The sequence below is a fragment of the Micromonospora sp. D93 genome, from assembly GCF_018070365.1.
GTDB classification, from domain to species: domain Bacteria; phylum Actinomycetota; class Actinomycetes; order Mycobacteriales; family Micromonosporaceae; genus Micromonospora; species Micromonospora ureilytica.
Genome location: NZ_JAGPXW010000026.1, coordinates 41,255 through 54,901, shown reverse-complemented (window position 1 = coordinate 54,901; position 13,647 = coordinate 41,255). Strand labels below are relative to the sequence as shown.

Annotated in this window: 12 protein-coding genes; all 12 read right to left on the bottom strand. The window is 71.6% G+C overall.

The window, feature by feature from the left end; genetic code table 11:
- Positions 1-68: 68 nt before the first annotated feature.
- Positions 69-1,277 carry a bifunctional phosphopantothenoylcysteine decarboxylase/phosphopantothenate--cysteine ligase CoaBC gene (gene coaBC, locus KBX71_RS24950; protein WP_210820319.1) on the bottom strand — a complete coding sequence of 403 codons (1,209 nt, stop codon included), beginning with the start codon at positions 1,275-1,277 and terminating at the stop codon, positions 69-71.
- A gap of 14 nt (positions 1,278-1,291) precedes the next feature.
- Positions 1,292-1,555: a DNA-directed RNA polymerase subunit omega gene (rpoZ, locus tag KBX71_RS24945; protein WP_030335666.1), complete on the bottom strand. Its 264-nt coding sequence runs from the start codon at positions 1,553-1,555 to the stop codon at positions 1,292-1,294.
- A 64-nt stretch (positions 1,556-1,619) separates the two neighbouring features.
- Positions 1,620-2,153, bottom strand: a complete 534-nt coding sequence (locus KBX71_RS24940) for a guanylate kinase (protein WP_210820318.1) — start codon at positions 2,151-2,153, stop codon at positions 1,620-1,622.
- Between the two features lie 25 nt (positions 2,154-2,178).
- Positions 2,179-2,496, bottom strand: a complete 318-nt coding sequence (gene mihF / locus KBX71_RS24935; protein ID WP_030335662.1) for an integration host factor, actinobacterial type — start codon at positions 2,494-2,496, stop codon at positions 2,179-2,181.
- 178 nt (positions 2,497-2,674) lie between these two features.
- A complete protein-coding gene (gene pyrF / locus KBX71_RS24930) occupies positions 2,675-3,511 on the bottom strand; it encodes an orotidine-5'-phosphate decarboxylase (RefSeq protein ID WP_210820317.1) in 837 nt (278 codons plus the stop codon).
- 73 nt (positions 3,512-3,584) lie between these two features.
- The gene (locus tag KBX71_RS24925) at positions 3,585-4,859 is read right to left on the bottom strand and encodes an adenosylmethionine--8-amino-7-oxononanoate transaminase (protein WP_210820316.1); all 1,275 of its coding nucleotides are present in this window, start codon (positions 4,857-4,859) and stop codon (positions 3,585-3,587) included.
- A 235-nt stretch (positions 4,860-5,094) separates the two neighbouring features.
- A complete protein-coding gene (locus tag KBX71_RS24920) occupies positions 5,095-6,141 on the bottom strand; it encodes a quinone-dependent dihydroorotate dehydrogenase (protein ID WP_210820315.1) in 1,047 nt (348 codons plus the stop codon).
- On the bottom strand, positions 6,138-9,485 hold the full coding sequence (carB, locus tag KBX71_RS24915; RefSeq protein ID WP_210820314.1) for a carbamoyl-phosphate synthase large subunit: 3,348 nt from the start codon (positions 9,483-9,485) through the stop codon (positions 6,138-6,140). Before carB ends, KBX71_RS24920 begins: the two co-directional genes overlap by 4 nt.
- Positions 9,478-10,641: a glutamine-hydrolyzing carbamoyl-phosphate synthase small subunit gene (gene carA, locus KBX71_RS24910; RefSeq protein WP_210820313.1), complete on the bottom strand. Its 1,164-nt coding sequence runs from the start codon at positions 10,639-10,641 to the stop codon at positions 9,478-9,480. Before carA ends, carB begins: the two co-directional genes overlap by 8 nt.
- Complete coding sequence (locus KBX71_RS24905) at positions 10,638-11,969, bottom strand: dihydroorotase (protein WP_210820312.1); 1,332 nt, start codon at positions 11,967-11,969, stop codon at positions 10,638-10,640. The genes carA and KBX71_RS24905 overlap by 4 nt, the downstream gene beginning before the upstream one ends.
- Entirely contained in the window at positions 11,966-12,892 is a 927-nt protein-coding gene (locus KBX71_RS24900; RefSeq protein WP_124821248.1) for an aspartate carbamoyltransferase catalytic subunit, read from the bottom strand. Before KBX71_RS24900 ends, KBX71_RS24905 begins: the two co-directional genes overlap by 4 nt.
- Positions 12,889-13,473 (bottom strand): bifunctional pyr operon transcriptional regulator/uracil phosphoribosyltransferase PyrR, encoded by a 585-nt coding sequence (pyrR, locus tag KBX71_RS24895; protein ID WP_210820311.1) that lies wholly within the window; start codon positions 13,471-13,473, stop codon positions 12,889-12,891. The genes KBX71_RS24900 and pyrR overlap by 4 nt, the downstream gene beginning before the upstream one ends.
- Between the last annotated feature and the right edge of the window lie 174 nt (positions 13,474-13,647).

Here is a 13,647-nt window from a genome sequence, read left to right as displayed (position 1 = left end):
GGTCGTTCCGCGGCAGTCTAATCACCACTGCGGCCGGTGTCGGGATCGGTCGCGCCCTGTTCCACCCGTCAGGAGCGGCCGGGCAGCCGCGCCACGACGAGATCCCAGACGGCGTCGGCCACGGCCTCCTTGGCCTGCTCGGGCAGCCGGCTGACCGAACCGTCCGCGCCGATGACCGTCACCGTGTTGGTGTCGGCGCCGAAGACCAGGTCCGGACCGACCTCGTTGACCACGATCAGGTCGGCCCGCTTCCGGGCGAGTTTCGCCCGACCGTTGGCCTCGGCATCGCCGGTCTCGGCGGCGAACACCACCAGCACCTGTTCTGGTCGCTTGCGCTGGCCGAGCTCCGCCGCGATGTCCGGGTTCGTGACGAGCTCGATGGTGGGCGCGACACCGTCGTCCGACTTCTTGATTTTGTCAGGCGCGTACGTCGCAGGCCGGAAATCGGCCGGAGCCGCCGCCATCACCACCGCGTCGGCCTCGACGGCGGCCTTGACCGTCGCCTCCCGCAGCTCGGCGGTGGTGCCCACCCGGATCAGGTCGACGCCGGCCGGGTCGGCGAGGCCGACGTTGGCCGCGATCAATGTGACCCGGGCGCCCCGGGCCACCGCCGCGCGGGCGAACGCGTACCCCTGCTTGCCCGACGAGCGGTTACCGAGGAAGCGGACCGGGTCCAGGGGCTCGCGGGTGCCACCGGCGGTGACGACCACCCGGCGACCGGTCAGGTCGGCGGGGGCGGAGTCGCCGCGGGCCAGGAGCCGACCGGCGACGGCGAAGATCTCCGCCGGATCGGGCAGCCGACCCTTGCCGGTGTCGGCGCCGGTGAGCCGGCCGACGGCGGGCTCGATGACCCGGACACCCCGGGAGCGCAGCGTGGCGACGTTGGCCACGGTGGCCGGGTGCTCCCACATCTCGGTGTGCATGGCCGGGGCCAGCAGGACCGGGCAGCGGGCGGTCAGCAGGGTGTTGGTCAGCAGGTCGTCGGCGAGGCCGTGCGCGGCCTTGGCGAGCAGGTCGGTGGTGGTCGGCGCGACCACCACCAGGTCGGCCTGCTTACCGAGCCGGACGTGCGGCACCTCGTGGACGTCGGTCCAGACGTCGTCGGCGACCGGTTGACCGGAGAGCGCGGCCCAGGTCGGCGCTCCAACGAACCGGAGCGCCGACGCGGTTGGCACGACCCGAACCCGGTGACCCGATTCGGTGAAGAGTCGCAGCAGCTCGCACGCCTTGTAGGCGGCGATGCCGCCGCCGACCCCGAGGACGATCGAGGCGGACATCGGCCAGCGGGGGCTTACGGCTGGTCGGTCGGCTCGGCGGTGAGCAGGCCCGAGTTGATCTCGCGCATGGCGATCGAGAGGGGCTTCTCCTGCGGGGTGGTCTCGACGAGCGGACCGACGTACTCCAGCAGACCCTCACCGAGCTGGCTGTAGTAGGCGTTGACCTGGCGCGCGCGCTTGGCGGCGAAGATGACCAGCGCGTACTTCGACGTCGTCTTCTCGAGGAGCTCGTCGATCGGCGGGTTGGTGATGCCTTCGGGGTTGGCGATGGATCCCACGAATTAACCTCTGCGTCTTTCGAGCCGCGCGGACGCGGTGCTGAGTCTCAACGGCGGCCGGCTGTCAGCCACGCACGCGTGACCAGGCCGGATCCGGATAAGAAGAACCGAGTAAGCCTACCAGCTCGTCGACCACCCGTTCGGTGTGGTCGTGCGTCAGCGTGTGCTCGACGATGGCGACCACCGTGGCGTCCGGCGCGTACCCGGGTGGGCTCAGCAGCACCAGCCGGGCATCGGGCAGGCGCGCCCGGACCAGTGGGGCGCCGCGCAGGTCGAGCGGGAGCAGCACCGGCTGCCCGGCGTCGAGCCGAGCGCGCAGTGGTGGGTACGGGGTGCCCCGGCGGTACGAACCGATCCGGGACCACTCCAGCAGCTCGCCGTCGACGATCCGTCGATCGAACTCGGCGGGGGCGAGGAAGACGCGGTCCACCCCGTCGGTCTCCGACTCCCGGCGCGGCCTGCTGGTTGCCGCGACCGGGATCCACACGGACGGAGAACGCGCCCGGACGAGCTCGACGACACTCTCCCTGCCGGAACCCGAAGGTCCAGCCAGGACAGTGAGCCGAGCCGCCGGGCGCGCCTCGTCATCCGTGCTCACTGCTTGTTTCTACACGCTGCCAGGTTCAGTTGGCGGCGAACTCTCCAAGCAGTGCCTTGCGCTGCTGCTCGCCGAGGCCGCGCAGGCGACGGCTGTCGGCGATCTTGAGCTTCTCCATGATCTGGGTAGCCCGGATCTTGCCGATGCCCGGCATCGCCTGCAGGACGGCCGACACCTTGAGCTTGCCGACGACGTCGTCGCTCTCGGCCCGCTCGAGGACAGCACCGAGGGTGGTCTTGCCCTGCTTGAGCTGCTCCTTCAGCTGAGCACGGGCCTTGCGGATCTCCGCGGCCTTCTCGAGCGCGGCAGCGCGTTGTTCGGGGGTCAGTGACGGGAGCGGCACCAGTTCTCCTCAGGTCCCTATCGCGGCGGGCGGGGCGCACCGCCGCATCTGTGAAACGTGGTGTCGCTGTGAACCAAGGGGTCCATGGTTCCCAGCGCGGGGAAAACTAGCGGCCAACGGAGCTTTCGGCAACGTGGGGGCCGCATGATCACCGTAGAGTGACCGACCCGTCAGTCAGTCACCGGGCAGGCAGGACGGCCCGGCAGTCGACCAACACGCGGTCCGCGGCGACCCGCAGCGCGGCGACGTCGGGGCCGGCCGAGAGCACTTCCCGGGAGTACGACGGGAGCACCGAGGCGAGGCTCGAACCGAAGACGGTACGCAGATCGGCTGCACCGGCACCCTGCGCGCCGAGCCCCGGAGCGAGCAGTGGGCCCCCCACACCGGAGAGGTCGTGACCGGTGTCACCGATGGTCGCGCCGACCACCAGACCGAAGCTCCCGAGCGGAGACGCACCCCTGTTGAGCTGGGAAATCTCGTCGATCACGGTCTGCGCCACGGTGCGACCGTCGGCCGTGACGGCCCGCTGCACGGCCGCGCCCTCGGGGTTCGAGGTGAGGGCCAGCACGAACACCCCGCCGCCGTGCTCGGCGGCCAGCTCGAACATCGGCGCCAGCGAACCGACCCCGAGGTAGGGGCTCGCGGTGACCGCGTCGACATACATGGGGCTGGATGGGTCGAGGTACGCGGCGGCGTACGCGCTCACCGTCGAGCCGATGTCGCCGCGCTTGACGTCGAGCAGAACGAGCGAGCCGGCATCGCGTAACTGTCGGATAGTTGACTCAAGAATCGCCACACCTCGGGATCCGAACCGCTCGAAAAAGGCCGACTGAGGCTTGACTACCGCAACCCGGTCACCGAGGGCTTCTACGACGGTCCGGCTGAACCGGTCGAGCCCCTGAACGTCGTCCGGGAGGCCCCACCGAGCCAGCAGACCGGGATGCGGGTCGATGCCCACACAGAGCGGGCCCCGCTCAATGACCGCCCGGTGCAGCCGGGTACCGAAGCTCTCCATCGGAGTGTTCCCCTCTTCTCGTCCGAGCGGCTGCCCCGCCCGGGTAACCCGTCGACCCGGTGACCGGGCCGACTCAGCCAGCCGCCACCGCCGCCGCCACCCCGCTCGCGATCCGGGCCAGGTCGACGTCGTCGGTGACGTACGGCGGCATCGTGTAGATCAGGTCGCGGAACGGACGCAGCCACACCCCCTGGGCGACCGCGGCCGCGGTCGCGGCCCCGAGGTCGACCTCGTGATCGAGCTGGACCACGCCGATCGCGCCGAGCACCCGTACGTCGACCACGCCCGGGGTGCCACGCAGCGGCTCCAGGCCGGTTCGCAGGCCGGCGCCGACCCTGGCGACCTGGCCGGCCCAGTCCCCGGCCCGCAACAGCCCGATGGAGGCGTTCGCCACCGCGCAGGCCAGAGGGTTGCCCATGAACGTGGGGCCGTGCGCCAGCACGCCGGTCGCCGCGATTCCCCGGGCGACCTGCGGGGTGCACAGGGTCGCCGCGAGGGTCAGGTACCCGCCGGTCAGCGCCTTGCCCACGCACAGCACGTCCGGCGTCACCCCGGCGTGCTCGGCGGCGAACATCTCACCGGTACGGCCGAACCCGGTGGCGATCTCGTCGAAGATCAGCAGAATCCCGTGCGCACGGGTCACCTCGCGCAGCACCCGCAGGTAACCCGGGTGGTGGAAGCGCATCCCGCCGGCGCCTTGGACGACCGGCTCGACGATCACGGCGGCCAGCTCGTCGGCGTGCCGCTCGACCGTCTCCACAAGCGCCGCCACGTACGCGTCGTCGGGCGGATCGGTGAAGCCGCCCGGCGGCACCGGGGCGAACACCTGCCGGGGCAGCACGTCGCCCCACAGGTGGTGCATCCCGCCCTCCGGGTCGCAGACGCTCATCGGGTGGAACGTGTCGCCGTGGTAGCCACCCCGCCAGGTCGCCAGCCGGCGCCGCTGGGGCCGCCCGACGGCCCGCTGGTACTGCAGGCACATCTTCACCGCCACCTCGACGCTGACCGAGCCCGAGTCGGCCAGGAACACGTGCTCCAGGCCATCCGGGGTCAGCTCGACGAGGGTCCGGGCGAGCCGCACCGCCGGCTCGTGGGTGAGCCCGCCGAACATCACGTGACTCATCCGGCCGAGCTGGTCGGTCACCGCCGCGTCCAGCACCGGGTGCCGGTACCCGTGGATCGCCGCCCACCAGGACGACATCCCGTCCACCAGCTCCCGGCCGTCGGCCAGGGTCAGCCGTACCCCCTCGGCGCCGCGCACCACGTACGGCGGGTTGGCCGGCGGCAGCGCGGCGTACGGATGCCAGACGTGCGCCCGGTCAGCGGCCAGGATCTCCTCGGGTGTCACGCGTACTCCTCTGTGCCTCAAGCGGTCCGGACGGCGGACGTCCAGCGGCCGGGTCGAACCTCTCCGCCGCCGCCTTTGCTCTGCACCCGCGGATGCGACACCCGGCGGCCGGGTGTCGCGCTCCGGGTGGTGCACCCTGGGGTGCAGAGCAAAGGGGCAACAACGGGCGTGGGCTCCTCGACGCGGAGCGGGCTCGGCACCCGGTTGGGCCGGGCCAACACCGGGCCGAGGGCGGTCACCGGCCGGCTACCGCGTCCGGTGCCGCCGTTGTGGCCACCGCGCGAGCGGCGGCGCGGACCAGGGCCGGTCCTCGGTAGATGAAGCCGGTGTAGAGCTGCACCAGGGCGGCGCCGGCGTCGAACATCCGGGCGGCGTCGTCCGGGTCCAACACGCCGCCGACGCCGATGATCGGCAGCCGGCCCTCGGTCTCCCGGTGCACGAAGGCGACCACGTCGCGGGCCCGCCTGGTGAGCGGCCGACCGGAGAGACCACCGGCCTGCGCGCCACGCTCGACGTCGACGTCGGCGAGCCCGTCGCGGGACAGGGTGGTGTTGGTGGCGATCACGCCGGCGGCGCCTCGGGCCAGGCAGACCTCCAGCAGTTCGGCGATCGCCGCCTCGGTCAGGTCCGGTGCGATCTTGACCAGCACCGGCTTCTCCCCCACCAGGGCGCCGAGCAGCGCGTCCAGGTGACCGCGGTCCTGCAAGGACCGCAGACCCGGAGTGTTCGGTGAGGAGACGTTCACGGCGAAGTAGTCGCCGTGCCCGCGCAGCGCCTGGTACGAGGCGAGGTAGTCCTCGACCGCCTCGTCGAGCGGCGTCACCTTGGACTTGCCGAGCGAGATGCCCAGCGGCACCCCGAGCGGACGTGGCAGCGCGGCCAGCCGGGCGGCCAGCGCGGCGGCTCCGGCGTTGTTGAAGCCCATCCGGTTGACCACCGCCTCGCTGGCCGGCAGCCGGAACAGCCGCGGCCGGGGGTTGCCCGGCTGGGCGTGCGCGGTGACCGTGCCGACCTCCACGAAACCGAAGCCGAGCGCCGGCCAGGCCGGCAGCGCCGCGCCGTCCTTGTCCATCCCCGCGGCCAACCCGACCGGATTGGGGAACCGCACACCGAACACCGTGCGTGGCGCGTCGACCGCGTACCGGGCCCGCAACGCGGCCAGGGCCACCGGTTGCCGCGACAGGGCCGCCAACCGCCGCAGCGTCCACTCGTGCGCCGCCTCGGCGTCCCCGCCCCCGAGCCGGAACAACAACGGCCGTACCGCCTGCTCGAACACTGTCACTGGGCCGCCCGCAGGATGGCGTGCAGGTCCTGCAGGGGGCGTACCTGCATGTCGCCGCGGATCCGCGCCTCGATGCCCATGACCGCCGCCGCCGCGCCGGGGACCGTGGTGATGCAGGGGATGTCCGCGGTGACCGCCGCGCTGCGGATCTCGTAGCCGTCGGAGCGGGCGCTGGCGCCCGAACCCTGCGGCGTGTTGATCACCAGCGCCACGTGGCCGCCGCCGATCAGCGACACCGCGTCGTCGCCCGCACCGGCCTGGTAGTGCTTACGGATCTGCTCGCAGGCGATGCCGTGCCGGCGCAGCACCTCGGCCGTGCCGGCGGTGGCGACGATCTCGAAGCCCAGATCGGCCAGCCGCTTGATCGGGAAGATCATGCCCCGCTTGTCCCGGTTGGCCACCGAGACGAAGATCTTCCCGGCGGTCGGCAGCGACCCGTACGCGGCCGACTGGCTCTTGGCGAAGGCGTGCCCGAAGTTGGTGTCGATGCCCATCACCTCGCCCGTCGACTTCATCTCCGGCCCGAGCAGCGAGTCGATCCCCTTGCCCGCGCGGGTCCGGAAACGCTTGAACGGCAGCACCGCCTCCTTGACCGCGACCGGCGCGTCCGCGGGCATCGTGCCCCCGTCACCCGTCGCCGGCAGCAGGCCCTCGGCGCGCAACTCGGCGATGCTCGCCCCGAGCGCGATCCGGGCCGCCGCCTTGGCCAGCGGCACCGCCGTGGCCTTGGAGACGAACGGGACGGTCCGCGACGCGCGCGGATTGGCCTCCAGCACGTAGAGCACGTCGTCCTTGAGGGCGTACTGCACGTTGAGCAGGCCGCGGACGCCGACGCCACGCGCGATGGCCTCGGTGTAGCGGCGCACCTCGACCAGGTGCGAGCCCGCCAGGGTGATCGGCGGGAGCGCGCAGGACGAGTCGCCGGAGTGGATGCCCGCCTCCTCGATGTGCTCCATCACGCCGCCGATGTAGACCTCACCGTCGGCGTCGCACAGCGCGTCCACGTCGATCTCGATGGCGTCGTCGAGGAACCGGTCCACCAGCACCGGGTGGTCCGGGGAGATGTCGGTGGCCCGGCCGATGTAGTCGCGCAGCGTCGGGTCGTCGTAGACGATCTCCATGCCCCGCCCGCCCAGCACGTACGACGGCCGGACCAGCACCGGGTAGCCGATCTCGTCGGCGATCGTCTTGGCCTCGTCGTACGAGGTGGCCATGCCGTGCGCCGGCGCGCGCAGCCCGGCGCGGGCCAGCACCGCGCCGAACGCGCCCCGCTCCTCGGCCAGGTGGATCGACTCCGGGGAGGTGCCGACGATCGGCACACCGGCGTTCTTGAGCCGCTGCGCCAGCCCCAGCGGGGTCTGCCCGCCGAGCTGCACGACCACCCCGACCACGCCCGGCCCACCGGCCGCCCGGCCGGACGAGTCCTCGGCGTGCCAGACCTCCAGGACGTCCTCGAAGGTCAGCGGCTCGAAGTAGAGCCGGTCGGCCGTGTCGTAGTCGGTGGAGACCGTCTCCGGGTTGCAGTTGACCATGACGGTCTCGTAACCGGCCCCCCGCAGCGCTTGTACGGCGTGCACGCAGGAGTAGTCGAACTCGATGCCCTGCCCGATCCGGTTCGGGCCGGAGCCCAGGATCAGCACCTTGGGCCGGTCCGACGGCACGACCTCGGTCTCCAGGTCGTACGTCGAGTAGTGGTACGGAGTGGTCGCCTCGAACTCGGCCGCGCAGGTGTCCACCGTCTTGTAGACCGGGCGCACGTCGAGGCGGTGCCGCAGCGTCCGTACGCCGTCCTCGGCGGCCAGCTCCGGGCGCAGCGCGGCGAGCTGCCGGTCGGACAGACCGGCCCGCTTGGCGCGGCGCAACAGGTCGGCGTCGAGCACCGGCGCGTCGACGATCTCGGCGCGCAGCTCGACCAGCGCGGCGATCTGGTCCAGGAACCACGGGTCGATCCCGCCGGACGCCTCGGCGACCTCGGCGATCGACGCGCCGAGGCGCAGCGCCCGCTCGACGGTGTACAGCCGGCCGTCGTGCGGGATCCGCAGCGCGGCGAGGGTTTCCGCCAGGGTGACGCCCGCCGGGTCCGGCACACTCCAGAAACCGGCTGACTTGGTTTCCATCGAGCGCATCGCCTTGTTCAGCGCCTCGGTGAAGTTGCGCCCGAGGCTCATCGCCTCGCCCACCGACTTCATCGTGGTGGTCAGCTCCGGGTCCGCGCCGGGGAACTTCTCGAACGCGAACCGCGGGATCTTCACCACCACGTAGTCGAGCGACGGCTCGAACGCCGCCGGGGTCTTCAGGGTGATGTCGTTGGGGATCTCGTCGAGGGTGTAGCCGATGGCCAGCTTCGCGGCGATCTTCGCGATCGGGAAGCCTGTCGCCTTGGAGGCCAGCGCCGAGGACCGCGACACCCGGGGGTTCATCTCGATCACGACGATCCGGCCGTCGACCGGGTTGACCGCGAATTGGATGTTGCAGCCGCCGGTGTCCACCCCGACCTCGCGCAGCACGGCGATGCCCAGGTCACGCAGGCGCTGGTACTCCCGGTCGGTGAGCGTCATGGCCGGGGCCACTGTGACGCTGTCGCCGGTGTGCACGCCCATCGGGTCGATGTTCTCGATCGAGCAGACCACCACCACGTTGTCGTGCCGGTCGCGCATCAGCTCGAGCTCGTACTCCTTCCAGCCGAGCACGCTCTCCTCGATGAGCACCTCGTGCACCGGGCTGGCGGACAGGCCGTCGCCGGCGATGCGGGCCAGGTCCTCCGGGGTGTGCGCCATGCCGGAGCCCAGGCCACCCATGGTGAACGACGGCCGGATCACCACCGGCAGGCCCAGCTCCGCGACTGTCGCCTCGACCTCGTCCATCGAGTGGCAGACCCGCGAGCGGGGCACCAGCCCGGTCGGGTCGTCGACGCCGAGGCGTACGCCGGCCTTGGCCACGATCTCCTTGAACAGCTGCCGGTCCTCGCCCCGGTTGATGGCGTCGATGTTCGCGCCGATCAGCTCCACGCCGTACTTCTCCAGGACGCCGGCCTCGTGCAGGGCGACGGCCGTGTTCAGCGCGGTCTGCCCGCCGAGGGTCGCGAGGATCGCGTCCGGGCGCTCCTTGGCGATGACCAGCTCCACGAACTCCGGGGTGATCGGCTCGACGTAGGTCGCGTCGGCGAACTCCGGGTCCGTCATGATCGTCGCCGGGTTGGAGTTGACCAGGCTGACCCGGATCCCCTCACTGCGCAGGACCCGGCACGCCTGGGTGCCGGAGTAGTCGAACTCGCAGGCCTGCCCGATGACGATCGGCCCGGAGCCGATCACGAGGATGTGCTTGAGATCGGTCCGCTTAGGCATTGCTGCGCCCCCTGCTGTGGTTCCGGCCCTCGATGAGATCGGCGAATCGGTCGAAGAGGTAGTCCGCGTCGTGCGGGCCGGCCGCCGCCTCCGGGTGGTACTGGACGGTGAACGCGGGCAGGTCGACGGCCCGCAGCCCCTCGACCACGTTGTCATTGAGGCAGACGTGCGACACCCGTACGCCACCGAAGTCCGTGTCGATCACCTGGTCGGGGACGACCACGCCGTTGCCCGAGCCGGGGACCTGCACCGCGAAGCCATGGTTGTGGCTGGTCACCTCGACCTTGCCGGTGACCCGGTCGAGCACCGGCTGGTTGATCCCCCGGTGGCCGTAGCCCAGCTTGTAGGTACCGAAGCCGAGCGCCCGACCGAGGATCTGACTGCCGAAGCAGATGCCGAACAGCGGCACCTCCCGCCGCAGCGCCTCCCGGGCCAGCTCCACCGGGGCGTCGGCGGTGGCCGGGTCACCCGGGCCGGGCGACAGGAAGATCGCGTCGGCGCCGGTGGCGAGCATCTGCTCGATGCTCGACGACGCCGGCAGCACGTGGGTGGTCACCCCACGGGTCGCCAGCCGGCGCGGGACGTTGCGCTTGATGCCCAGGTCCAGGGCGGCCACTGTGAACCGGTGCTCACCCACGGCCTCGACGACGTACGGCTCGGCGGTGCTCACCTCGGCGGACAGGTCCGCGCCGACCATCTGCGGCGCCTGGCGGACCCGGGCCAGCAGGCTCTGCGGGTCGTTGTCGATGCTGGAGATGCCCACCCGCATGGCGCCCCGCTCGCGCAGGTGCCGGGTCAGCGCCCGGGTGTCCACCCCGCTGATGCCCACCACACCCTCGGTGGCGAGGCGGTCCTCCAGACCACCGGTGGCCCGCCAGTTCGAGCCGATGCGGGCCGGGTCGCGCACGACGTAGCCCGCCACCCAGATCCGGCCGGACTCGTCGTCCTCGCCGTTGACGCCTGTGTTACCGATGTGCGGCGCGGTCTGCACCACCACCTGACGGTGGTAGGACGGGTCGGTCAGCGTCTCCTGGTAACCGGTCATGCCGGTGTTGAAGACCGCTTCGCCGAAGGTCTCCCCGACACTGCCGTACGCCTCACCGGGAAACGTGCGCCCGTCCTCCAGCACCAGGATTGCGGGTCTGCGCTTACTCACTTGACAGCCTTTCCGTCCAGGACCGTCGGCTCGCCGCGCAGGAAGGTCGCCACGATGCGACCCGGCAGCGTCATGCGGGCGTACGGGGTGTTGCGACTGCGACTGGCCAACTCCGCCGGCTCGATGGTGCGGCGGGCGGCCGGGTCGATCAGGGTCAGGTTGGCCGGCACACCCGGCGCGGGGTCGACGCCGTGCCCGGTGAGGCCGGCGATCCGTGCGGGGGTGCGCGACATCCGCTCGGCGATCAGGTCCCACTCGGGGCCGAGCACGTCCAGCGCGATGGAGAGGGCCGTCTCCAGACCGAGCATCCCCGGCCGGGCGTACGCCCACTCGCACTCCTTGTCCTCCACCGAGTGCGGGGCGTGGTCGGTGGCGATCACGTCGATCACCCCGTCGGCGAGCGCGGCGCGCAGCGCGGCGACGTCCGAGGCGGTGCGCAGCGGCGGGTTCACCTTGAAGACCGGGTCGTAAACTCCGGCTGGGCTCCAGTTGTTCGCGAGTGCGGGGCTCGCAAGCTCACTCCTCCCGCTCACGACTTCGTCGGTGAGCAGCAGGTGGTGCGGGGTCACCTCGGCGGTCACGCGTACCCCGCGTGCCTTTGCCTGGCGCAGCACCTCGACGCTGCCGGCGGTGGAGACGTGGCAGACGTGCAGTCGGCTGCCCACGTGCTCGGTGAGCAGCACGTCCCGGGCGATGATCGCCTCCTCGGCGACCGCCGGCCAACCGATCAGGCCGAGCCGGGTGGAGACCTCGCCCTCGTGCATCTGGGCGCCCTCGGTGAGCCGGGGCTCCTCGGCGTGCTGGGCGATGATCCCGTCGAACGCCTTGACGTACTCCAGGGCCCGGCGCATCAACTTCGGGTCGGCGACGCAGTGCCCGTCGTCGGAGAAGATCCGAACCCGGGCCGCCGAGTCGGCCATCGCGCCCAGTTCGGCAAGCTGCTCGCCGGCCAGCCCAACGGTGACCGCGCCGATCGGCTGCACGTCGACAAGGCTGGCCTCGCGGCCGAGCCGCCAGACCTGCTCGACCACGCCGGCGGTGTCCGCCACCGGGGAGGTGTTGGCCATCGCGCAGACCGCCGTGTAGCCGCCCAGCGCCGCCGCCCGGGAACCGGACTCGACGGTCTCGGCGTCCTCCCGGCCGGGCTCGCGCAGGTGGGTGTGCAGGTCGACGAGGCCGGGCAGGGCGACCAGGCCGGTGCCGTCGACGACGATGGCGTCCGGCGCGGTCAGGCCGGACCCGACCTCGGCGACCACGCCGTCGCGGATCAGCAGGTCGGTCGGCGCGGCGCCGACGACACTCACGCTGGTAATCAGGTACGCGGTCACCGGTTGTTCCCTCCGAGCAGCAGGTAAAGGACAGCCATCCGCACGGAGACCCCGTTGGTGACCTGTTCGACGATTGTGGAGCGGGGTGAGTCGGCGACCTCGGGGGTGATCTCCATCCCCCGGTTCATCGGGCCGGGGTGCATGACGATCGCGTGCTCGGGCAGCCGGCGCATCCGCGGCCCGTCCAGCCCGTAGCGGCGGGCGTACTCGCGCGCGGAGGGGAAGTAGGAGTCGTTCATCCGCTCCCGCTGCACGCGCAGCATCATCACCACGTCCACGTTGGGCAGCACTGAGTCGAGGTCGTAGGAGACGTCGGTGGCGGGGGCGAGGGCGCCCGCGATGTCGACCGGGATGAGGGTCGGCGGGCCGACCAGGGTGACCTTGGCGCCGAGGGTGGAGAGCAGCAGCACGTTGGAACGGGCCACCCGGGAGTGCAGCACGTCCCCGACCACCGCGACCGACAGGCCGGCGAGCCGGCCCAGCCGGGCCCGCATGGTGTACGCGTCCAGCAACGCCTGGGTGGGGTGCTCGTGGGTGCCGTCACCGGCGTTGACCACCGACCCGTCCACCCAGTTGGCCAGGCGGTGCGGCGCGCCGGAGGCGGGGTGTCGGACGACCACGGCGTCCGCGCCCATGGCCTGCAGGGTCAACGCGGTGTCCTTCAGGCTCTCACCCTTGGTGACGCTGGACCCCTTCGCGGAAAAGTTGATCACGTCGGCGCTGAGCCGCTTCGCCGCCGCCTCGAAGGAGATCCGGGTACGCGTGGAGTCCTCGTAGAAGAGGTTGACCACGGTCCGTCCGCGCAGCGCGGGAAGCTTCTTGATCTCCCGGCCGGCGACGGTGGCCATCTCGGCGGCGGTGTCCAGGATCTCGGTGGCGGTGTCGGCGTCCAGGTCCCCGCCGGAGAGCAGATGCTTGATCATGAGTGGGTTCCCCCGTAGAGCTTGACCTCGTCCGCCCCGTCGATCTCGGCGAGCGTCACCTTGACGCTCTCGGCGAGCGCCGTCGGGATGTTCTTGCCGACGTAGTCGGCGCGGATCGGCAACTCCCGGTGGCCCCGGTCGACCAGGACGGCGAGCTGCACCGACGCCGGACGGCCCACGTCGTTGAGCGCGTCGAGCGCGGCCCGGACGGTGCGGCCGGAGAAGAGCACGTCGTCGACCAGGATGACCCGTTTGCCGTCGATCCCGCCGGACGGCAGCTCGGTCGGGCCCACCGCGCGGGTGGCGTGCCGACGGAGGTCGTCGCGGTACAGGGTGATGTCGAGCACACCGACCGGGACGGAGACGTCCTCGAAGGTGCTGATCCGGTCGGCGAGCCGCCGGGCGAGGGGGGTGCCCCGGGTGGGAATCCCCAGGAGCACCGTGTTCGCGGCGCCCTGGGTCTTTTCCAGGATCTGGTGGGCGATGCGGTCGACCACGCGTTGCACGTCGGCGCTGGCGAGGATCACCTTCACCGAGGGTTGTCGCGGTGGTGACGAGCGGGCAGCCGGTGGGTATGCCACGGCGGACCTCCTTCCCCGCCTCACGGGACGGGTCGTTAAAGGATGTCGGGCACCTCCGGCCGGACCGCTCAGCGGACCTGGGCCGGGGCTTCCGCCACGTTACCAGTGGTCACCGGGCCGATGGACGGCGGCCGCTGACCACCGGATCAGGCGCCGGAAAAGGGGATAACTTCC

Bases quoted from the DNA above. Each gene is read 5' to 3' on its own strand.
- coaBC (WP_210820319.1), bottom strand. From the start codon at position 1,277: ATGTCCGCCTCGATCGTCCTCGGGGTCGGCGGCGGCATCGCCGCCTAC.
- pyrF (WP_210820317.1), bottom strand. From the start codon at position 3,511: ATGGAGAGCTTCGGTACCCGGCTGCACCGGGCGGTCATTGAGCGGGGC.
- carB (WP_210820314.1), bottom strand. From the start codon at position 9,485: ATGCCTAAGCGGACCGATCTCAAGCACATCCTCGTGATCGGCTCCGGG.
- KBX71_RS24900 (WP_124821248.1), bottom strand. From the start codon at position 12,892: ATGATCAAGCATCTGCTCTCCGGCGGGGACCTGGACGCCGACACCGCC.